The 18,743-nt window shown below is 63.0% G+C and carries 23 protein-coding genes, 1 other RNA gene and 1 pseudogene; 15 read left to right on the forward strand and 10 right to left on the reverse strand.

What is annotated here, in order from left to right:
- The first annotated feature begins 1 nt into the window (after position 1).
- From smpB to B586_RS06095, 4 genes and pseudogenes are all read left to right on the forward strand, one after another.
- Positions 2 to 496 (forward strand): SsrA-binding protein SmpB, encoded by a 495-nt coding sequence (gene smpB / locus B586_RS06085; RefSeq protein ID WP_054880425.1) that lies wholly within the window; start codon positions 2 to 4, stop codon positions 494 to 496.
- A gap of 25 nt (positions 497 to 521) precedes the next feature.
- Positions 522 to 1,367, forward strand: a complete 846-nt coding sequence (locus tag B586_RS06090) for a maleylpyruvate isomerase family mycothiol-dependent enzyme (protein WP_054880424.1) — start codon at positions 522 to 524, stop codon at positions 1,365 to 1,367.
- Positions 1,368 to 1,493: 126 nt separating this feature from the next.
- Positions 1,494 to 1,861, forward strand: a transfer-messenger RNA (tmRNA) gene (ssrA, locus tag B586_RS19910).
- Positions 1,862 to 2,024: 163 nt separating this feature from the next.
- Positions 2,025 to 2,288, forward strand: a pseudogene (locus B586_RS06095) (transposase); the annotation flags it as partial.
- 563 nt (positions 2,289 to 2,851) lie between these two features.
- Here B586_RS06095 and B586_RS20780 read toward each other — a convergent pair.
- The 3 genes from B586_RS20780 to B586_RS06105 all read right to left on the reverse strand — a co-directional run bounded on the left by B586_RS20780 (position 2,852) and on the right by B586_RS06105 (position 4,937).
- The gene (locus tag B586_RS20780) at positions 2,852 to 2,989 is read right to left on the reverse strand and encodes a hypothetical protein (protein ID WP_156406722.1); all 138 of its coding nucleotides are present in this window, start codon (positions 2,987 to 2,989) and stop codon (positions 2,852 to 2,854) included.
- Positions 2,990 to 3,001: 12 nt separating this feature from the next.
- Positions 3,002 to 4,168: an NAD(P)/FAD-dependent oxidoreductase gene (locus B586_RS06100; protein ID WP_054880423.1), complete on the reverse strand. Its 1,167-nt coding sequence runs from the start codon at positions 4,166 to 4,168 to the stop codon at positions 3,002 to 3,004.
- A 160-nt stretch (positions 4,169 to 4,328) separates the two neighbouring features.
- Entirely contained in the window at positions 4,329 to 4,937 is a 609-nt protein-coding gene (locus B586_RS06105) for a TetR/AcrR family transcriptional regulator (protein WP_054880422.1), read from the reverse strand.
- Between the two features lie 65 nt (positions 4,938 to 5,002).
- On the opposite strand from B586_RS06105, the gene B586_RS06110 reads away from it, so the two are divergent.
- Together B586_RS06110 and B586_RS06115 are read left to right on the forward strand one after the other, a co-directional pair.
- Positions 5,003 to 5,425 carry a hypothetical protein gene (locus B586_RS06110; RefSeq protein ID WP_047313138.1) on the forward strand — a complete coding sequence of 141 codons (423 nt, stop codon included), beginning with the start codon at positions 5,003 to 5,005 and terminating at the stop codon, positions 5,423 to 5,425.
- Positions 5,380 to 6,741 (forward strand): cytochrome P450, encoded by a 1,362-nt coding sequence (locus B586_RS06115; protein ID WP_054880421.1) that lies wholly within the window; start codon positions 5,380 to 5,382, stop codon positions 6,739 to 6,741. Before B586_RS06110 ends, B586_RS06115 begins: the two co-directional genes overlap by 46 nt.
- A gap of 150 nt (positions 6,742 to 6,891) precedes the next feature.
- Here the strand turns inward: B586_RS06115 and B586_RS06120 are convergent, their stop codons facing one another.
- Positions 6,892 to 7,482, reverse strand: coding sequence for a class I SAM-dependent methyltransferase (locus B586_RS06120; protein ID WP_082607538.1), 591 nt, complete (start codon positions 7,480 to 7,482; stop codon positions 6,892 to 6,894).
- Between the two features lie 164 nt (positions 7,483 to 7,646).
- Here B586_RS06120 and mddA point away from each other — a divergent pair, with 164 nt between their 5' ends.
- A complete protein-coding gene (gene mddA, locus B586_RS06125) occupies positions 7,647 to 8,426 on the forward strand; it encodes a methanethiol S-methyltransferase (RefSeq protein WP_054881038.1) in 780 nt (259 codons plus the stop codon).
- 18 nt (positions 8,427 to 8,444) lie between these two features.
- On the opposite strand, the gene B586_RS06130 is transcribed toward mddA, so the two are convergent.
- The 3 genes from B586_RS06130 to B586_RS06140 form a co-directional block, all read right to left on the reverse strand.
- Entirely contained in the window at positions 8,445 to 9,119 is a 675-nt protein-coding gene (locus tag B586_RS06130) for an Rv0324 family HTH-type transcriptional regulator (RefSeq protein ID WP_054880419.1), read from the reverse strand.
- A 339-nt stretch (positions 9,120 to 9,458) separates the two neighbouring features.
- Entirely contained in the window at positions 9,459 to 10,100 is a 642-nt protein-coding gene (locus B586_RS06135) for a DUF732 domain-containing protein (RefSeq protein ID WP_236971359.1), read from the reverse strand.
- A 161-nt stretch (positions 10,101 to 10,261) separates the two neighbouring features.
- Positions 10,262 to 10,789: a TetR/AcrR family transcriptional regulator gene (locus B586_RS06140; protein WP_054881037.1), complete on the reverse strand. Its 528-nt coding sequence runs from the start codon at positions 10,787 to 10,789 to the stop codon at positions 10,262 to 10,264.
- 154 nt (positions 10,790 to 10,943) lie between these two features.
- On the opposite strand from B586_RS06140, the gene B586_RS06145 reads away from it, so the two are divergent.
- The 8 genes from B586_RS06145 (at position 10,944) to B586_RS06180 (ending at position 16,725) form a co-directional block, all read left to right on the forward strand.
- On the forward strand, positions 10,944 to 11,831 hold the full coding sequence (locus tag B586_RS06145) for an oxidoreductase (RefSeq protein ID WP_054880417.1): 888 nt from the start codon (positions 10,944 to 10,946) through the stop codon (positions 11,829 to 11,831).
- 269 nt (positions 11,832 to 12,100) lie between these two features.
- Positions 12,101 to 12,910, forward strand: coding sequence for a methyltransferase domain-containing protein (locus B586_RS06150; protein ID WP_047313133.1), 810 nt, complete (start codon positions 12,101 to 12,103; stop codon positions 12,908 to 12,910).
- A 41-nt stretch (positions 12,911 to 12,951) separates the two neighbouring features.
- Positions 12,952 to 13,335, forward strand: coding sequence for a DUF2750 domain-containing protein (locus B586_RS06155; RefSeq protein ID WP_047313132.1), 384 nt, complete (start codon positions 12,952 to 12,954; stop codon positions 13,333 to 13,335).
- 102 nt (positions 13,336 to 13,437) lie between these two features.
- A complete protein-coding gene (locus B586_RS06160; protein WP_054881036.1) occupies positions 13,438 to 14,373 on the forward strand; it encodes an HpcH/HpaI aldolase/citrate lyase family protein in 936 nt (311 codons plus the stop codon).
- Between the two features lie 19 nt (positions 14,374 to 14,392).
- Positions 14,393 to 14,731 (forward strand): DoxX family protein, encoded by a 339-nt coding sequence (locus B586_RS06165; RefSeq protein ID WP_047313131.1) that lies wholly within the window; start codon positions 14,393 to 14,395, stop codon positions 14,729 to 14,731.
- A gap of 7 nt (positions 14,732 to 14,738) precedes the next feature.
- Complete coding sequence (locus B586_RS06170; protein WP_047313130.1) at positions 14,739 to 15,464, forward strand: mycothiol-dependent nitroreductase Rv2466c family protein; 726 nt, start codon at positions 14,739 to 14,741, stop codon at positions 15,462 to 15,464.
- Positions 15,465 to 15,468: 4 nt separating this feature from the next.
- Positions 15,469 to 15,825 (forward strand): DUF488 domain-containing protein, encoded by a 357-nt coding sequence (locus B586_RS06175; protein ID WP_047313129.1) that lies wholly within the window; start codon positions 15,469 to 15,471, stop codon positions 15,823 to 15,825.
- Between the two features lie 21 nt (positions 15,826 to 15,846).
- Positions 15,847 to 16,725 carry an LLM class F420-dependent oxidoreductase gene (locus tag B586_RS06180; protein WP_047313128.1) on the forward strand — a complete coding sequence of 293 codons (879 nt, stop codon included), beginning with the start codon at positions 15,847 to 15,849 and terminating at the stop codon, positions 16,723 to 16,725.
- A gap of 21 nt (positions 16,726 to 16,746) precedes the next feature.
- On the opposite strand, the gene B586_RS06185 is transcribed toward B586_RS06180, so the two are convergent.
- From B586_RS06185 to crcB (B586_RS06195), 3 genes are read right to left on the reverse strand one after another with little or no spacing between them, the layout of a single operon-like run.
- The gene (locus B586_RS06185; protein WP_047313127.1) at positions 16,747 to 17,874 is read right to left on the reverse strand and encodes a DUF190 domain-containing protein; all 1,128 of its coding nucleotides are present in this window, start codon (positions 17,872 to 17,874) and stop codon (positions 16,747 to 16,749) included.
- Positions 17,871 to 18,254 (reverse strand): fluoride efflux transporter CrcB, encoded by a 384-nt coding sequence (crcB, locus tag B586_RS06190; RefSeq protein WP_047313126.1) that lies wholly within the window; start codon positions 18,252 to 18,254, stop codon positions 17,871 to 17,873. Before crcB (B586_RS06190) ends, B586_RS06185 begins: the two co-directional genes overlap by 4 nt.
- Positions 18,251 to 18,643, reverse strand: coding sequence for a fluoride efflux transporter CrcB (gene crcB, locus B586_RS06195; protein ID WP_047313125.1), 393 nt, complete (start codon positions 18,641 to 18,643; stop codon positions 18,251 to 18,253). The genes crcB (B586_RS06190) and crcB (B586_RS06195) overlap by 4 nt, the downstream gene beginning before the upstream one ends.
- Between the last annotated feature and the right edge of the window lie 100 nt (positions 18,644 to 18,743).

Here is an 18,743-nt window from a genome sequence, read left to right on the forward strand (position 1 = left end):
TGTGGCCGGCAACCCGCACGGCGGCAAGCGTGCCAGCAAGCAGATTGTGGCCACCAATCGCAAGGCCCGACACGATTACGCAATCGTCGAGCTGTTTGAGGCTGGAGTGGCGCTGCTGGGCACGGAGGTGAAAAGCCTGCGGGAGGGGCATGCGTCACTGGTCGATGCGTTCGCGACCGTCGACGACGGTGAAGTGTGGTTGCGAAACATGCACATTCCGGAGTATCAGCACGGTAGCTGGACCAATCATGATCCCCGCCGCAACCGCAAGCTGCTGCTGCACCGCCGCCAGATCGACACCCTGGTCGGCAAGATCCGCGACGGCAACCTTGCGCTCGTGCCGTTGTCGCTGTACTTCTCCGACGGCAAGGTCAAGGTCGAGCTCGCGCTGGCGCGCGGCAAGAAACTGCACGACAAGCGCCAGGACATGGCGCGCCGCGACGCCCAGCGCGAAGTGGTCCGCGAACTCGGTCGCCGTGCCAAGGGCATGACCTGATCCAGACCGGCCTAATATCCGACCTATGGTCGCCCGTTCCCTCACCCAACTCGACAAACCCGACGTGCTGGCCGGTCTGTTCGCTGTGTGGGACTGCCTCGACGCGCTGCTAGCCGGGCTGCCCCAGGACGGTTGGCACGCGCCGACGCCGCTGCCCGGGTGGAACGTGCAGGCCGTCGTAGCGCACATCATTGGCACCGAGTCCTTTCTGCAGGGCATCGCCCCACCCCAACCGGACATCGACGTCACGTCGCTTCAGCATGTGCGCAATGACATCGGAGCGATGAACGAATGCTGGGTGCGCCAGCTCAGCGGCGAATCGGGTACCAGTGTCTTGGCGCGCTACCGCGCGGTGACCCAAGCTCGCCGCACGGCGCTGTCGGGCATGTCCGATGACGAGTGGAACGCACCGACCCCGACGCCGGCAGGTACGGATAGTTACGGCCGGTTCATGCGGATACGGATCTTCGACTGCTGGATGCACGAGCAAGACATCCGCGAGGCGTTGGCGCGCCCGTCCTCCGACGGCGAGCTCGCTGGGCCCGCGTCGCAACTGTCCCTCGATGAGATCGCGGCCACCATGGGGTTTGTCGTTGGCAAACTCGCCCAGGCACCCGACGGTGCCCGCGTTGAGTTCGACCTGACTGGTCCGTTGGCCCGTCGCATCCGGGTCAGCGTCGATGGTCGAGCTCAACTGGTCGACGACTTCGGCGGGCTGCAGCCGACGGCAACCATCCGGCTGGACGGCCTGCAGTTCACCAGGCTGGCCGGCGGACGCCCAATGTGTCCGGCGCGCCCGCAGGACGTCGAACTCAGTGGTGACAAGGACGTCGCCACCCGGATCGTTGAGCGACTGAACTTCGTGATCTGAGGGCAGCGTGGCCCTGGGGTGTCGGGAAGATAATCCCGTTGCCGCTGGTTAATAGAGGAGTACCATGAATTGTCCTGCCGAAAGTCGGTGGGTGCAAAAAGACTAGAGCGCGACAACACAAGACAAGGGGCTGAACGGTTTCGACTTCGCGCATCGAATCAAGGGAAGCGTGCCGGTGCAGGCAAGAGACCACCGTAAGCGTCGTTGCAACCATATAAGCGCCGATTCACATCAGCGCGACTACGCTCTCGCTGCCTAAGCGACGGCTAGTCTGTCAGACCGGGAATGCCCTCGCCCCGGAGCCTGGCATCAGCTAGAGGGATCCACCGATGAGTTCGGTCGCGGGACTCATCGGGACACCCACAGCGACTGGGATCGTCATCCTGGCTAGTTCGCGTGATCAGGAGATCCGAGTAGAGGCATAGCGAACTGCGCACGGAGAAGCCTTGAGGGAATGCCGTAGGACCCGGGTTCAATTCCCGGCAGCTCCACCAGTAGTACCCAGATAACTTCATATTTGAGACCTCTTTGCCGACACAAAAAAAGTGTCATACCCGTGGAGTACCACTGGATGAACGGTCGGCAAGGAGGTTGACTGCCCCCGGTTGGTTGACTCCTGACCTGTGAGGATTCGTCCTTGCTGGAAGGATCAATCTCGTGCCGAATCCGTTTCCTGCCGAGTTCCGTGCAGACGTCATCGCCGTGGCCCGCAAAGGCGAGGCGCCGTTGCGCCAGATTGCGAAGGACTTCGGAATTTCGGAAGCCTGCCTGCACCGCTGGCTTAAGATCGCCAACCGTCAAGACGGTGTCGACCGGCCTGGGTCACCGGCCGCCACTGCCGACGTAGCTGCGCAGCTGCGCGAAGCGCACAAGCGCATCAAACTCCTCGAGCAGGAAGCCGAAGTGAGGCGCCGCGCGGTACTTGGCGGCCGCCTCAGACCGAGCCGCATCAGCCGCGGTACGCAATTCATTGGCGTGCTGTAGGTGCTTTTGCACCGATTCTGGGAGGTGGACCTGGACATTAATACTGAACGAATCTTCAGGGACTTCTAGCCATAACGCGATCAGGTCGCGCACCATAGGCTCAACTTCAGCCAGTGTGCGCGCCTGGGTAGGAAGGCCGACATCAGGGTTATTACCCAGCCCTAGGATGTGGACAACCCAGTATCGGTCGCCCCGACTAGCGATTGCCTGATAGGTCTTCACTTCCACCATCCCTTTCCGAGTCTCGGCTCGCGCTCGACATAAATCATCTCCGCATACCTCTTGTCAAAGTCGCGATGCCGTCCCTCGATCTGCCGCGTAGGCATAGGCGTACAGCGCCGCGGTTTCCATTTCGACACATGCGATCCCGCGTCTCGTGTGCTTCTTTGAGGCCAGCGCGGTTTCCCGCTAAGGCGCATCGGTGGTCCAGGAGCTCCCCGCAGTTATCCGAATGCCGTTGTAGCAGAAGGTATTTAGAAGATTCTACGCGAGCACCGGAGCTAGATGAGGACGAAGTACGGTGGTGTCTCGCCGCCGCTAATGCGTCTTGCGGGCGTAATGCTGACAACCAACATTGCGTAGGAGGCGTCGAAGTCCTTTGGTGCAATCAGCGGATAACTGCCTTGGTCGTCGATCACGTGCTCCGCTCGTCAGGTGTTCCAGCGATCCAGCCAGGCTCGTTCCTGCGCAACCTTCTCCTCGTGGAACTCCCGCGACGGCGGATACAACGTCACCGACGGTGCCGGGCTGCTCAGAAAGTTGCCTGCGCCCTTGGCGGCCTGGCCATCACCGGTCTCGACGTAGCAGGCGCCTTCTCCAGTGAACAACCGCTCGGGCGCGTCGTAGCCGAGATGACGAGCGACGCCGTGGGCGACAACTCGGGCCTGGGCCTCGGCGAACACCGCCGCCTTGGGCAGCGGTTTGCCATTCGCCAGGGGCAGCACGGCCGCGTCACCGATAGCCCACACATTGTCGACCGTAGTGGACAGGGTGTGCGGGTCCACCGGAATCCACCCGACCCCGCCTAGGCCGGTCGACCGCGCCGCCGCCGACGGCACATGCGGCGGAACCACCGCGAGCAGATCGAACGGTTCGGAGGTGCCATCGTCAAAGCGCAGCGTCGTTTCGGCGGAATCAACACGGGAGATGGTCTTGCGAGGATGGAATCCGATGCCCCGATCCTTGAGCATCGCAACCAGTGCCTCGCCGACCTCGGGCCCCGCCACGGGCATCGGCAACGGGTCGGGGGTAAAAGTGTCGATTCGTACGGTTCCATCTGCGAAGCGGTCGCCGAGCTGGGCGGCCATAACGAACGCCGCCTCGAACGGTGCGGCGGGGCATTTAAACGGCGCCCCTGTGATGAGCACCGCGATCCGGCCGCGTTGGAGCGCCTCGACCTTTGCATGCAGCTGTGCAGCACCGTCGAGTGTGTAAAACTGGCCCGCGACGCCGGCGTCGAGCGCGTCGGTCAAACCCGGAACCGCCGCAGCGTTCAGCGACGCACCCAAGGCGATCACCAACGCGTCGTAGCCGATGACGCCATGATCGGTATGCACCGCCTGGCCCGAGATGTCGATGCGGTCGACGGTCGCAGTGATCAGCTCGACGCCGGGCAGCGACGCTGAAGTGGCCCGGACGCGGACTTCGTCGGGCCGGCGCCAGCCCCGCAGCACCCACAGCAGCGACAAGCCCAGCGTCCCGTCGAAGCCCTTGTCCACCAAGATGATCCGATCCTCGGGCGGCAGCAGCTGACGCAGCGTGTCGGCCGTGGTGAGACCGCCGACACCGGCACCGAGGACGAGAACTGTTTTGCTCATGAGCGAGACGATCTGCCCACTTTATTCCATAGATCAATGGAATAATAGAGACGCGTTATGGTGTCTGCAAGTCTCGCGGGCCAGGCTCCCCGAACTCTGCCTCGGCAAGGTCCTCGGCGTGCACAACTTCTACTTCTGGACCATCCGTCGACGGTGTGGTTCACGGCGACTGCGACGAGACGCCTGTCACGATCTCGCCGATGTCGGCGAGCGCTTGAAGAACCTCGGAGGATCGAGGGATAGCGGACGGGTCAGCGATCCACTGGATCATGAGGCCGTCGATGATGGCCATCAGTACTGAGACGACGGTTGGCAAGGTATCGGGTAGTTCCACGTCTTCGCCAAGAGCGGCGCGAGCCAGATCGACCGTCCGTTGTCGGACGTCGGCGTATCCGGCGGCGAGGCGCTGACGCAGGGTCGGCGAACGTAGCGCGGGCGCGTGGGACTCGATGCATGCGTAGATAGCGGGGCGGATCTCCTCGAACGAATCGACAGTGGCTTCAAGAACGGCCCGGATTTGTCCATAGGGGTTGGTCGCCGCGGACTGATCGAACGCCTGCTGAACCCGCTCGTTCCAGGTGGCAAAGCAACGGCCCAGTGCATCGTCGAGCAGCGCGTCCTTGCTGCCGAAGTGGTAATTGATCGACGCGACGTTTACCCCTGCAGCACGAGCGATGTCGCGGGAGCTGGTATTGCCATAACCGCGTTCCCGTAGGCAAGCGAGAGCGCCGTCCAGCAGCTTGTCGCGGTTGGTGCGTGGCTGTTGCACGCCTGCATCCTATCGTGATAAACACTCGTTTACATCAAACATTTGTTTATCAGTGGAGAGCGAGCATGGCAAGCGAGGTTGTCCGTTTCATCGGAGTGTTCAACGCCGACGGTGGCGTGCGAGGGGGGCTGGCCTACGTGTTGGGCAAGCTGCGCGGGACGACGTCCTGTGCATTGTGCGATGTCACCCACCGGGGAGTGTGGACCAACCCGGAGTGGAAAGATGTCACTTGCGCTCTGGGTGCGCCGTTCGATCTGGTGTGCCGTAATGAGCGTTCCGCCGAGGTGGAAAGGTTGACCGGTGACCTGACTCCCGCGGTTGTGGCGCAGACGAGCAATGGCTACCAGATCGTCATGGGCCCCAACGACTTTGCGGGTGTGTCCGGCGACGCCCATGAGTTCATTCGCGCGCTGCGTCGGGCCTGCATCGACCACGATCTGGCATGGCCGGGGGTCGAACCCCCGGAGTTCGACGAGGCGGCACGGTGACTGCGACGTTGCCACCGGGGCCACGGCTGCCCCGCTATGTGCAAAGCGTGCTGTACCTGAAGTTTCGGGAATGGTTCCTGCCGGCGATGCACCGCAGGTACGGAGACGTGTTCTCGCTGCGGGTGCCGCCGTATGCCGACAACCTCGTGGTCTATACCCGTCCGGAACACATCAAAGAGATCTTCGCGGCCGACCCGAAGTTGCTGCACGGGGGTGAAGGCAACCAGATCCTGGGTCTGGTGATGGGTGAGCACTCGGTGCTGACGACCGACGAAGCCGAGCATGCGCGGATGCGATCGCTACTGACGCCGGCATTCACCCGGGCCGCATTGCAGGGCTACCGCGACATGATCGCCTCGGTAACTCGTGAGCACATCGCGCGATGGCCTGTCGGTGCCGGCATCAACAGCCTTGACTGTATGAACGCGCTTACCCTTGACGTAATTCTGCGGGTCGTTTTCGGCGTCACCGACCCAAACGTCAAGGAAGAGTTGACCAATCGCCTGCAGGGCATCATCAACATCCAGCCTGCGATCTTCGCGGGGCTTCGGTACCCGTGGCTCAAACGCGTGAACCCGTGGAAGCGCTTCTTCGACGGCCAGCGCAAGATCGACGCCATCATTTACCGTGAAATCGCTTCCCGCCGTGCAGTTTCCGACCTCGATCTGCGCACCGACGTGTTGTCTCGACTTCTGCAAACCAAAGACCCGTCGACAGCGCCCTTGACCGATATCGAACTCCGCGATCAACTCATCACCCTGCTGCTAGCTGGCCATGAGACCACTGCCGCGGCCCTGTCTTGGACGCTTTGGGAACTTGCTCACGCTCCCGATATCCAAGATCAGGTCGTCTCCGCAGCCCTCGCCGATGACGACGGCTTCCTGGAGGCGGTGCTGAAAGAAGGGATGCGCTGCCACACAGTAATCGCTTCTACCGCAAGAAAAGTCACCGCTCCAACGGAAATTGGCGGATGGAGATTGCCGGCGGGGACGGTAGTCAACACGTCGATCCTATTGGCCCATGCCAACGCGGCATCGCATCCCGACCCTACAAAGTTTCACCCCGGCCGGTTCCTGGACGGCAGCGTGGCACCCAACACTTGGCTCCCGTTCGGTGGAGGCGTGCGCCGCTGCCTCGGATTCGGATTCGCCCTCACCGAGGGCGTGGTCATCCTGCGAGAGGTCTTCCGGCAGTTCACCATCACTGCGGCGGGGCCCCCCAAGGGCGAAACTCCCATGGTGCGCAACATCACCACCGTCCCCAAACATGGCGCACACCTGCGGCTTACCCCGCAACGCAGGCTGGTTCGATGGTGATGACCCCGCTGCGCCCGGCTTGAAGGAATTGCGGCGACCCACTGTGCCCGGCTTCGCCGCGCTTGCGATCACCGCGGCCGTGCTTGCGATCGCCACTAGCTCGATGGTGGCGACCCGCTGCGCCCGGCTTCGCCGCGCTTGCGATCGCCACTAGCCGGGTTTGGTGGCGGTGACACGCCATAGCCGCCGGGGCAGCTCTCCTTCGTCGAAAGCGTGCACGTCTTCGAGTATCCAGCCGGCAGTCAGGCTCTCTACGAGCTCGCGGCAGAAGAAATGCACTGCAAACCCTCCGTACTCAAAGATGTCGTCACCGTGCGCTCGTCCGGCACCGTAGTGCGCATCGCCGGTGTGCCGAACGGTGTAGATGAACTTTCCGCCCGGCTTCAACACCCGTCCGACCTCGTCAACGACTGCGTGAATTTCTTTGGTGGACAGCGCCATACACAACGCCATGTGCGCAAAGGCGCCGTCAATGGAGCCGCTGAGCTGCGGCAGCGGATTGCGTAGGTCATGTACGGTTGCTTCCACCCGCGCGGCTATGCCTTGCGCCCGGGCCGTTTGGCGCAGCTGTGCGACCGCAACCTCGCTGAAGTCGGTGGCCGCCACCGTGAAGCCTCGATGAGCGAAATAGAGCGTGTCACGACCGTGACCGGCCGCCAACTCCAAGATCCGCTCAATGCCCTCGGCCGCAAACGCATCGGCCGCGTAGAGCGCCGGTTCGGACGGGTCGGACCCGTACATGGCCGGATGGGCGCGGTAGGTGTCCTGCCAGTGCTCGTGCTGCGTTAGGGCCAGCTCCGGCTGTCCGTCGGATAACAGTTGCCTTCCCTTCCGCCGCCTTATAGGTAATTATTCTATGGAATTATAGATTATTGGACTATAGTGGACCGCACCAGGAGGCCAACTTGAAACGGTCACTCATAGTCGGATACGGCGCGATCTGCTACGTGGTCTTCCTCGCGGCATTCCTTTACGCCATCGGTTTCGTCGGGAACCTGGTGGTGCCTCGCACCGTCGACAACGGCATCGCCGCCTCCATGGCAGAGGCGGTTGCGGTCAATGTTGTTCTGCTCGCAGCGTTCGCGCTGCAGCACAGCGTGATGGCAAGACCGGGTTTTAAGCGACGGTGGACGCGGTTGATACCGCCGGCGATCGAGCGCAGCACTTACGTGCTGTTGTCGAGTCTGCTGTTGTTCCTTCTGTTTTGGCAGTGGCGGACGCTGCCTGCGATCGTCTGGAATGTCAGCTGGCCGCCGGGGAAGGTTGCCCTGCAGGCACTGTTCTGGCTCGGCTGGGTCATCGTGCTGGCGTCGACGTTCATGATCAACCATTTCGACCTGTTCGGGCTGCGGCAGGTCTTTCTGGCGTGGCGCGAAAAGTCTTACAGTGAACTGGAATTCCGCGCCACCATGCTCTATCGGTTGGTACGGCACCCGCTCATGTTGGGTTTCATCGTGGCGTTCTGGGCAGCTCCCACAATGAGTGCGGGGCACCTGCTGTTCGCGGTAATGACGACTACCTACATCCTGGTCGTCCTGCCAATCGAAGAGCATGACCTGAGCCGGGCACTGGGCGAGGAATACCAGCAGTACCGCACCCGGGTACCCATGCTTATCCCGGGCGTTCGCCTACGAAAGCTACGCAAGCAGCGTTCTCGGCTCGACGCCGGTGCACGGCCGACATGAATTCCGACCGCCCTGCTGTCAGCTCGCGACCGCTGCTCCCTCGTCGACCGGCAGGCCGGCCAACCGCCATTCGAGCATTCCGTCGTCGAGTCGTTTCACACCTCGGCCCGCCTTGCGAGCAATGCGAACTGCATCGGGAGCCATGACACAGTAGGCGCCACGGCAATAGGCGACGATGTCGCGGTTGGCCGGTAATTCGGCGAGCCGGTCGGCCAGTTCGGCTAACGGGATATTGATGGCACCCGGGATGTGGCCTGCCACGTATTCGTCATGCGGACGCACATCAACCAGCGTGACATCGCCGGCATCGCGCCGGCGCAGCAGTTCCGCACGGGTGATCGCATCCTCGGGTGAGCCAAGCACTGCCGCCGCCGCGAGCGCCACGTCGGCCAAATGCTCGTCGGCGACGGCTTGCACCAGCGCGAACAGCTTTGCCACGTCATCCCCGGCGAGTCGGTAATGCTGCCGGGTCCCGTCCCGGCGAGCCCGGACCAACCCGCCGTTCTTCAGCGCCTGCAGATTCGCCGATGCGGTAGTCACGTTCATCCCCGTCGCGGTCGCGATGGCTTCGACCGTGCGCTCGCCCTGGGCGAGCAAGTCGAGGATCTGCAATCGCCGCCCGTTGCCCAGCGCCTTACCTACTCGAGCGATTTGCTCTAACAGTGCGGCTTTGCGATCGGGTTGCCCGCTCATCCCAATTCTCCAGTACTCATTAAGAATTCAATTCCATTGTTCGTTGGAACTAGATAATACTCATACCTTGGCGAGGTCGTTTCTTTGATGGTTGTTGTTAGGTCCGCCACCCGTCGTGGGTCCACGGTGGAACGCGACCTCCTTCCGCCGCTCCTTCAGTGTCTTCGCCACCACCCACCCCACAGCCGAACTCGGGTCCGGTATCCAACTGGGACAGCGCATGGCACCGTCCGCCTTGACCTCGTGGCGAGGCCGCGGTTCGGAATTCGCGCCCGGTGGCAGTTGCGGGTGCTCGGTAGACGACAGCCGGGCGGGACCTTTTTTGGCGTAGTTCCGGTATCAGAACCCCGCAACCAGCTTGTCGTTTTGCGGGCAGTACGCGTGAACCGAGATAGCCACATAAGCATTGGCACTGTCAGTTAAGGCGGGATTGCTCGCTCGAAACGCGTCGGCGATCTGCTGCACCGACACCCCGCGCTGGATGTCGCCGCACACCATCTTGCCGTTATAGATGGCGCCCTCGGGATTGGCGAACGAGATGCCCCGGTCGTTGAGGGCCTGAACATACCGACTGTCTTGGTCTGGCGTGGATTCGATGACGGGTGGTGACGCCGTCGCCGGGACGGCCGGACCAGGTGTGGCGCTGAGCTTCGGCGTCGACGACGCACCGGGCGCGCGCCCGGCAGCCTGGTGCGGCGACGCCAATGTGCTGAATCCCCAGTGCCCCACCACAATCGCCGCTGCGATGACGAGACCAGCCATGAGTAGCGCAGCTGCCTTACCCCACGTAGCGCGCCACGACTGGTGAACAGCCGTCAATTCAGTCTGGATGTCAGCCGGGATGCCAACTTGGACGTCGCGGTCGTCGTCGCGCGACCACGCGAGATCCACGGCTTCGGTAGCTGCGGAACTAGGTACCACAACGGTTTCGCTACCGTCCACTACAGCGGTGTCGTCTGCAGCCGGGCCCGGCTCGGCCATGAGGGCCATGGTAGCCATCGTTTCGATTTCCGGCAGCTCCGCCCGGTTGCCGGTGACCGCGATGGTCTCGGCGGTGACACCGACCGCGCAACCGGAGTTGCATGTGTCACCACCACGCGATAAATCGGCTCTGGCTGCGCCTCGTTCTGCAAGTACGCGTTTTACCGGGCGACCGCTTGGTCGATGAGCGTCGCTGCTGCGGTACGGGCCAGTATCCACGGTGATGCGTCGTTTAGTGATGTGGCCAGTGCGGCTGCACCTTCGTAGAGCACGGCTAGTTGGTTGCCGAGCAGGTGCGGGTCGGCGGCGCCTGACTGCTTGGCCAGCTCAATAGTTCCGCTGATGAAGCTGCGTTTGTTCGCACGAACAATTGCCTGCACTCCCGGCATGGCTCCTGCTGCCTCGACGGCCGCGTTGTGGAAGGGGCAGCCCCGGATAGGTGTGGCAGCTGGATCGGGGGTGTCGAAAAGGGCCAGTAGTCGCTCGCGTGGTGTTCGGTCGTCGGTGTCCGCCGCAGAGGGGTTTGCCACCCGTCGTTCGAGGTTGTGCAGATATTCCTCTATCACTGCCGACTTACTCGGAAAATGTTGGTAGAGAGTACGTTTGGACACTGATGACTCGGTTGCAAGTCGATCGACGCCGGTGGCGTTGATGCCATCGCGGTAGAACAACTCGGCGGCGGTGTCCATGATGCGCTGGCGGGCGCCGCGACCGCCCCGGGTTTTCGAGTGCTGGGCAGCAGACTTGATCACTATTGAAGTATACCGACCGGTTTACATCGGGCGTCAAGCGGTGTAGTGTCAGCATCGCAGAAGTACACCACTCGGTTTACTAGGAGTTGGGATGAAACCACAATCCTCCGTGGCATTGGTTACCGGCGTCTCCTCGGGAATCGGCCGTGCCGTTGCGACCGCCTTGGCGGCAAAAGGCTTTGAGGTCTTCGGCACCAGCCGCAGGCCGCAAACGACGGCGCCGATCGCCGGGGTGCAATTGGTTCAGCTTGATGTCACCGACGATGCTTCGATCACCCGGGCTGTCTCAACGGTCATCGATCGTGCGGGCCGCATCGACGTTCTGGTCAACAACGCTGGTATGGGTGTCATCGGCGCCGCCGAGGAGAGTTCGATGATCCAGGCGCGGCAGCTCTTCGACACCAATTTCTTCGGATTGGTGCGGCTGACCCAGGAGGTGTTGCCGCATATGCGTGCCCAGCGCAGCGGTCGCATCATCAACATCGGCTCGGTGCTGGGACTGCTGCCGGCACCGTATGCTGCGCTCTACGCCGCTTCAAAGCACGCGGTTGAGGGCTACTCGGAATCCCTGGATCATGAAACCCGGGAATTCGGCGTGCGGGTTCTCGTCGTCGAGCCCGCGTACACCAACACCTCATTCGAAACCCATGCGGCTGACGTCGATTCACCGATCGACAGCTATGCGATCATCCGCGAGCACGTCCGACAAGTCCTCACCGAGGAAGTGCGGGCTGGGGATGATCCCGCAGTGGTCGCACGGGTCGTGTTGGACGCTGTGACCAGCCGTAAACCGAAGCTGCGGTATCCGGCCGGACCCCTGGCGCGCCGACTGTCGCGGCTGCGGAGGTTCGCCCCGGCCAGCTTGGTAGACAAGGGAATTCGCAAAGCCAGCAAGTTGACCACAACGCCGAAGCCGAATGACCACCAGGCGCCGATCGAGCGCCCGGTAGCGATTTTTCCTCGCGCTGCCGGCGACTAGCGCACCGGTTAGAGGCGGCTGGCCTCCGGGCCGTCGGGGACGTGGACGGGTCCCGCGGCGAAACGGATCGCCGAGGTGGGCGCGCGGTATCTGGCTGGAATGAAGGAATTCATAGAGGGTGTCAACCTGCTCGCCGTGCAGCTCAATAACGTCGCGGAGGCCTATGCCCAGGTGATGAATCGCTATGCAAAGTATTACTAGGAGGCCGGCTAGCCCGGCCGGAGCCGATCGAGATCTGTCGCCTATGGACGTCCATAGAGAATGAGGGCATGGCCGATGACCTCGCTTCTGGATTTCGCAGCGTCGACAGCGCCTCAGATTTCTCGGTCTTCTCGGATTGTCTGACGCTGATTGACTCGCTGCCGTTCTTCGCCGAGTGCAAACGCACGAGCTATCAGCTGCTCGGGGCCACGCCCGGCCGCCGGATCCTGGAGGTTGGCTGCGGGCTCGGTGACGACGCCGCGTCACTGGCCAAGCTTGTCGCACCAGGCGGCTCGGTCGTCGCTATCGACGCCAGCCGAACGATGATCGAGGCGGCCCGTCGGCGCCACCATGACGTCACGGGTTTGTCGTTCGACGTCGCCGACGCTGCGCACTTGCCATTCGACGATGAGAGTTTCGATGCTTGTCGGATCGACCGGGTGTTGCAGCACATCGGCGATCCTGCTCCGCCAATCATGCAGATGGTCCGCGTATTACGCCCGGGCGGAGTGCTGGTGGCGTTCGACAACGATTGGGAAACGTTGACCGTCGACTGCGCCGATCGCCTGATTACGCGCGCCATTCTGAATGCCTGGTGCGACCGTTTCCCGTCGGGTTGGATTGGTCGACGACTGGTTCCGCTGTTCCTTCAGGCCGGCCTTGGTGAAGTCATCGCCTACCCGAAAACTCTGGTATTGCGTGAGCTGGCCGTGGCCGATCGCCTCTACAGCTTCCTGGCATCCGCGAAACGCCTTGCGGAGACTGGGGTTATCAGTGGCAGCGACGCCGAGCTCTGGTCGCGATCACTGCGGACCGCCGATGCGGAGGGGCGATTCTTCACCTCATATACCGGGTTTCTGGTGTCGGGGTCTCGCTAGCCGGCGGTCTTACTGTCGTTCTCGGACCGTTAGAATCGGGCGTGGCTTTACACCTGAACGCCGATCTTGAGGCGCGCTATCAGCGCTTTGTCAATCGTGTGCGCGCCAACGGTGAGGTCTGGGTGCTGCTAAGCCCTGACATGCGGGGGCCGTGGGTGGAATCGAATCACTATTCACAAGAAGACGGTGAGCCAGTTCCCGTACATTTGGTCTACTCCGCCGCTGGCTATGCGCGGCAGCACGCCACCGGGCCGTGGGAGGGTTGGGAGCCGGCGGCGATGGACGTCGAAGAGTTCGTCGGCGGGCCACTGAAAGGCATGCACGAGTGCGGTGATCTGGTAGGTCCCGACTACAACTCTGATCTTGCTGGCGTTGAGGTCGATCCGATGGACCTGGCCCTGGCTCTCCTGGGCGAGTCCGACTGACGGTAGCGCAGCAGCTTGCCGCAGCTAGCGGGGCATCTGGACCATTTCTCGTGTCATGCGGCTACCGTTTAGGGAAACGAGCTACGCACCCATGGAATGAAGATGACGACAGATCAATCAACGTATGAACAACTCGACAGCCATTCGGTGGATCCTACTGACGTTGGTTCACGGATCGATCCGGTTCTGGCTCGAAGCTGGCTCTTGGTCAACGGTGCGCATGCCGACCGGTTCCAGTCCGCGGCGCGCTCCCGCGCCGACATCGTCGTGTTCGACATCGAGGATGCGGTCGCGCCCAAGGACAAGCCTGCGGCCCGCGACCACGTCGTGCGTTGGCTTCGCACCGAAAACTCCGACTGGGTTCGTATTAACGGCTTCGGCACCCCGTGGTGGGCGGACGACATAGCCGCGCTGGCCGCTAGCCCGGTCGGCGGGGTGATGCTGGCGATGGTCGAATCGGTGGACCATGTCACAGAGACCGCGAAACGACTGCCCAACGTGCCGATCGTGGCGCTGGTTGAGACGGCCCGGGGTTTAGAGCGCATCACCGAGATCGCGGCGGCCAAGGGCACCTTCCGGCTCGCCTTCGGCATCGGCGATTTCCGCCGTGACACCGGTTTCGGGGAAGATCCGACCACCCTGGCGTATGCACGATCACGCTTCACCATCGCCGCCAAGGCGGCCAACCTGCCCAGTGCGATCGATGGGCCGACGATCGGCTCCAATGCGTTGAAACTCATCGAGGCCACGGCTGTCTCCGCCGAATTCGGGATGACGGGCAAGATCTGCCTTACGCCGGACCAATGTTCGGTGGTAAACGAGGGACTATCTCCGTCACAGGACGAAATCGCTTGGGCAAAAGAGTTTTTCGCCGAGTTCGAACGTGATGGGGGAGAGATCCGCAATGGCTCTGATCTGCCACGCATCGCCCGGGCCACCAAGATCCTCGAGTTGGCTCGTGCGTACGGCATCGAAGTGTCCGACTTCGACGACGAACCGGTTCACTCACCCGCGCCGTCGGACACGTATCACTACTGAACCGCGATTGGGGAAGGTCATGGCATCAGCGCGCACCTATGACGTGTTGGCGACGTACTTGGCCGCGAGCGCTGTCGGCGACGCCATTCCACTGCCGTTCGTGACACGGGTGCTCGATGCGATCGATTTTCCGCCCCGATACCGGTGGATATTCGCACCCATCAAGGCCGCGGCCGCGATCGGGCTGTTCTCGGCACGATGGTCGCCCGCGCTGACGCGTCTGACCACCGCTATGCTCACCATCTACTTCGTGCTGGCGGTGGGTTTTCATGTCAAGGCCCGCGATCTGAGTGTCGCAGCCGTCGGGGCGGCGGCTAACGCCGCGATATTCGCCGTACTGACCGCGAAAAGAAACTAGGTCTCCGATGGGTACCGCCGTTGATTTTCACTTTGACCCGATGTGCCCGTTCGCATACCAGACCTCGTTGTGGATCCGCGACGTCCGGGAGCAGGTGGGAATAACGGTCAATTGGCGATTTTTCAGCCTTGAGGAGATCAACCGCGAAGCGGGCAAGAAGCACCCGTGGCAGCGCCAGTGGTCCTACGGCTGGTCATTGATGCGGATCGGCGCCATGCTGCGGCGAACCGACATGTCGTTGCTGGACCGGTGGTATGCCGCCATTGGACATGAGCTGCACGCTGCAGGCGGCAAACCGCACGATCCCGCGGTGGCGCGACGCCTGCTGAGCGACATCGGTGTCGATCCGACGATTCTTGATGGGGCGCTAGCCGACCCGAGCACCCACGACGACATTCGCGCCGAGCATCAGCGGGTCGTGGATGCCGGTGGCTTCGGAGTGCCCACGCTGTTTGTGTCCGGGGTCGCTGGCGAAGACCAATGCCTGTTCGGGCCGGTGCTGGTCGACCCGCCGACCGGTGCGGCCGCGCTGAAGCTGTGGAACGTGGTCACCGGGATGGCCGAACTGCCCCACGTCTACGAACTGCAGCGGCCCAAGACGCAGGCCGACGCCGAGCTGATTGGCCGGCAGCTGCGGCCGTACCTCGATGGCCGCGATTGGGTCAGCATCAATCGCGGCGACGTCATCGACGTCGAAGAACTCACCGGCGGACGTCAGTCGCGGCGGCGATGAATTGATGGCCACTCAGCGAGGTATCCGGGTGGAGCGGGTCTATCACGACGTCGACCCCGACGACGGCCAGCGCATTCTGGTGGATCGGATCTGGCCGCGAGGATTCCACAAGGACGACCCGCGGGTGGGAATTTGGCTCAAAGATGTTGCGCCGTCGAAAGAACTGCGCGAGTGGTACCAGCACCAGCCGGAGCGGTTCGACGAATTCGCGGCACGCTACCAGGCGGAACTGTCCGGCAGTGCGGCGCTGCATGAGCTACACAAGCTGACTGAACGCGGCGTCGTCACCCTAGTTACGGCCACCCGGCAGGTGGAAGGCAGTCACGCGGCGGTCCTTGCGAGGCTGCTCAAACGTCGCTGACGGGCGTGAGACGATCGTCGGGTGCAACTGGGATTACATGCCCTGGGAATCGGTGCCGGTGCCGACCGGGCGGTGATTGACGCCGTCGCGTCCGCCGCGGACAACAGCGGTTTTGCCACCCTGTGGGCGGGTGAACATGTTGTGATGGTGGACCAATCCGCGTCACGCTACCCCTATTCCGATGACGGCGTCATCGCGGTTCCGGCGCAGGCGGACTGGCTTGATCCGATGATCGCGCTGGGGTTCGCCGCCGCCGCCTCGTCCCGGATCCGTGTTGCCACCGGTGTGTTGTTGCTACCAGAACACAACCCGGTGGTGGTCGCCAAGCAGGCGGCCAGCCTGGACCGGTTGAGTGGTGGACGGCTGACCCTGGGCGTGGGCATCGGATGGTCCCGAGAGGAGTTTGCTGCGCTTGGGGTTCCGTTCGCGCATCGTGCGGCACGCACCGCCGAATACGTGGCCGCGATGCGTACATTGTGGCGCGACGACGTCGCCTCGTTTGACGGGAAATTCGTCGACTTCGACTCGATTCGGGTGAATCCCAAGCCGGTTCACGACCGTCGTATCCCGATCGTGGCCGGCGGCAACAGCGATCCGGCGCTGCGGCGGGCGGCGGCGTGGGCTGACGGCTGGTATGGATTCAACCTCGACGGTGTGGCTGCGGTACGCGAGCGGGTCGAGAAGCTGCAGCAGCTGTGCGGCGAGTTCGGCCGCGACCGCGCTGAGCTGCGGTTGGCGGTGGCCTTGGCTAGTCCTACAGTTGGCGATATCGGGGCGCTATCCGAGCTGGGCGTTGACGAATTGGTCCTGGTCGAGGCGCCGCCCGACGACCCGCACGCCGTGGCCGATTGGGTTGCGGCACTGGCTGATCGGTGGATGTCGGCAGCGCAAGTTGGGTAGGTTCTCCGGTCAGAAGTGTGGTCAGTAGTCGTGCTCTGCGAGCGTAATGTCGTTGGGCCCACTGGAGCCGTGGGGTGCCCCGTTGAGTGACAGCGCTGCCGGAACCATCTCACTGGTCACCAACCCGTGTCGGGTCGTCAGCTCGTCGACGATATCGAAACTGCGTGCAATGGACTCCGGTGTGTCGACGATGATCGTGGTCACTGGCACCTGGCGGGCGAGCTGAAATAGCTTGTCTCCGTGCGGTTGGTGGTCTCCATGAAATCCCCAGATCCCGCGTAACGCCGTTGCGCCCCGCACCGTCCCGGACCGCAGCAGTCGTTGGACGAGCGCGCGGTGGATCGGCAGTCCGTCGTGTCGGGTGGTCTCGGCGGTATAGACCATCAGCTTTTGCCACAGGGCGCGTCCGTGCCCATCGGTCATCGGTAGCGGCTGGGGACGTCCGAATAGCTGGCCGTCGCGTTTGCAGATGCGCACCCTCTCGACGGTCAGCAATGGGTTGGGCAGTTGGGCAGCGAGTTCGGTTGCGGCCGCTGATACCTGTTGAGTCGACCCGATGCCGATGATCATCAGCGGAACGTTGACGTTGCGGCCGAAAAAGCGGGCCCGGCGGCGTTCACCGTGTGCCGTGCCGTCGACGCCGAGAAGCACTATGGCACCGGCAAATCCGTGTCGATGCAAAAGGTTGCATATCTCGTATTGAGCCAGTTTCCCGCCGATGCGCTCCTGGCGGCCGACGTAGACAGTGAGCTTGGCTCCATCACCATTTTGGTCCCCGTTGTGGGTGTCGAGGTCGCCTAGCGTGTTGATGCCTGCAGACCCGGTGACCAGCGTCGCCCGTTCCAGAGTCAGCAGTCCGTGGCTGGTCATCGCGGTCACGTCGTCGACGAGGGAGCGGATCTTCGGCTCGACGTCGACCGCGGCAATCGCCACCGCTGGATCTTCGGACAGGCTTAGCGATGCGTCGCTGCGCAGTTGGTGGCTCGGCCCGAAGCCGGCGATTCCGCGCAGCATCACGCTGGTCGCAATGTCGCGGGCGCCGAACAAGTCCAGCATTGAATCGGCCAGAAACCGGCCCGAAGCGGCGTCTCCGACGGCGCGTTGCCGCTCGCCGAAGTATCCCGTCAACTTCAAGCACTGCTGGTTCATAGTTGCTCCGCGACCCATTGCCCAAGTAGCGCCGCGGCGATACCCAGCACGACGCTGACGACGATGTTGGCAACTGCCGAACGTGTCTGACGCTCCTCTCCTAGCCGCTGAGTTTCCAGCATCCAGGTGGAAAAGGTGGTGTAGGCGCCGACGAACGCGGTACCAGCCAGCAGGGCCGCATCCTTGCTCAGCGCTAAGCCGCCCAGAAACCCCAGCAGCGCGGCACCGCTGACGTTCACCGTCAACGTGCCGAACGGAAAAGACCTCGCCACCCGGCGCGCGACCGCGCGGTCCACCAGAAAGCGCAGCACCGACCCGATGCCCCCGATGAGCATGACGCCGGCCCAGACTGCGGCCGTCGTGGCCGCGGTGCCTGTCATCGGCGCACCCTGACTCGGCGCACCAAAGCTGTGGCCAGTTGTACTGCCAGCATTCCCACCATGATGCTGATCACCGTGTAGCTGGCGGCCAGGCCCCAGTCACCATGCTCGATCATCTTCAACGTCTCGACCTGCATGGTCGAGAACGTGGTTAACCCGCCACACAATCCGGTGCCGAGCAGGGGGCGCCGATAACTCGACAGCGGCAACCGTTCCAGTAACCGGGTGGTGAAATAACCCACCAGAAAGGCGCCGACGATATTGACGATGAAGGTCGGCCATGGCCAACGCCCCGGGTCGGGGACGGTGAGGGTACTCAGGGCCGCGCGGGCCGCCGCACCCAGTGCACCGCCGACGAAGACCGCTGCCAACTCTCGATGATCTGGCACTCTTGGATTCCCTTCGGTTTACCGATGCGCTAGGCAGCGTATGGCCGGACTGCAGACCAGGTAAGCCCGGGGAACGTCGAGCATGGGCAGAATTGGCAGC

It is taken from the genome of Mycobacterium haemophilum DSM 44634, assembly GCF_000340435.2.
Classification (GTDB): domain Bacteria; phylum Actinomycetota; class Actinomycetes; order Mycobacteriales; family Mycobacteriaceae; genus Mycobacterium; species Mycobacterium haemophilum.

Bases quoted from the DNA above. Each gene is read 5' to 3' on its own strand.
- B586_RS06090 (WP_054880424.1), top strand. From the start codon at position 522: ATGGTCGCCCGTTCCCTCACCCAACTCGACAAACCCGACGTGCTGGCC.
- B586_RS06100 (WP_054880423.1), bottom strand. From the start codon at position 4,168: ATGAGCAAAACAGTTCTCGTCCTCGGTGCCGGTGTCGGCGGTCTCACC.
- B586_RS06110 (WP_047313138.1), top strand. From the start codon at position 5,003: ATGGCAAGCGAGGTTGTCCGTTTCATCGGAGTGTTCAACGCCGACGGT.
- B586_RS06115 (WP_054880421.1), top strand. From the start codon at position 5,380: ATGGCCGGGGGTCGAACCCCCGGAGTTCGACGAGGCGGCACGGTGACT.
- B586_RS06120 (WP_082607538.1), bottom strand. From the start codon at position 7,482: ATGTACGGGTCCGACCCGTCCGAACCGGCGCTCTACGCGGCCGATGCG.
- B586_RS06130 (WP_054880419.1), bottom strand. From the start codon at position 9,119: ATGAGCGGGCAACCCGATCGCAAAGCCGCACTGTTAGAGCAAATCGCT.
- B586_RS06135 (WP_236971359.1), bottom strand. From the start codon at position 10,100: ATGGCCGAGCCGGGCCCGGCTGCAGACGACACCGCTGTAGTGGACGGT.
- B586_RS06140 (WP_054881037.1), bottom strand. From the start codon at position 10,789: ATGGACACCGCCGCCGAGTTGTTCTACCGCGATGGCATCAACGCCACC.
- B586_RS06145 (WP_054880417.1), top strand. From the start codon at position 10,944: ATGAAACCACAATCCTCCGTGGCATTGGTTACCGGCGTCTCCTCGGGA.
- B586_RS06150 (WP_047313133.1), top strand. From the start codon at position 12,101: ATGGCCGATGACCTCGCTTCTGGATTTCGCAGCGTCGACAGCGCCTCA.
- B586_RS06160 (WP_054881036.1), top strand. From the start codon at position 13,438: ATGACGACAGATCAATCAACGTATGAACAACTCGACAGCCATTCGGTG.
- B586_RS06165 (WP_047313131.1), top strand. From the start codon at position 14,393: ATGGCATCAGCGCGCACCTATGACGTGTTGGCGACGTACTTGGCCGCG.
- B586_RS06170 (WP_047313130.1), top strand. From the start codon at position 14,739: ATGGGTACCGCCGTTGATTTTCACTTTGACCCGATGTGCCCGTTCGCA.
- B586_RS06175 (WP_047313129.1), top strand. From the start codon at position 15,469: ATGGCCACTCAGCGAGGTATCCGGGTGGAGCGGGTCTATCACGACGTC.
- B586_RS06185 (WP_047313127.1), bottom strand. From the start codon at position 17,874: ATGAACCAGCAGTGCTTGAAGTTGACGGGATACTTCGGCGAGCGGCAA.
- crcB (WP_047313126.1), bottom strand. From the start codon at position 18,254: ATGACAGGCACCGCGGCCACGACGGCCGCAGTCTGGGCCGGCGTCATG.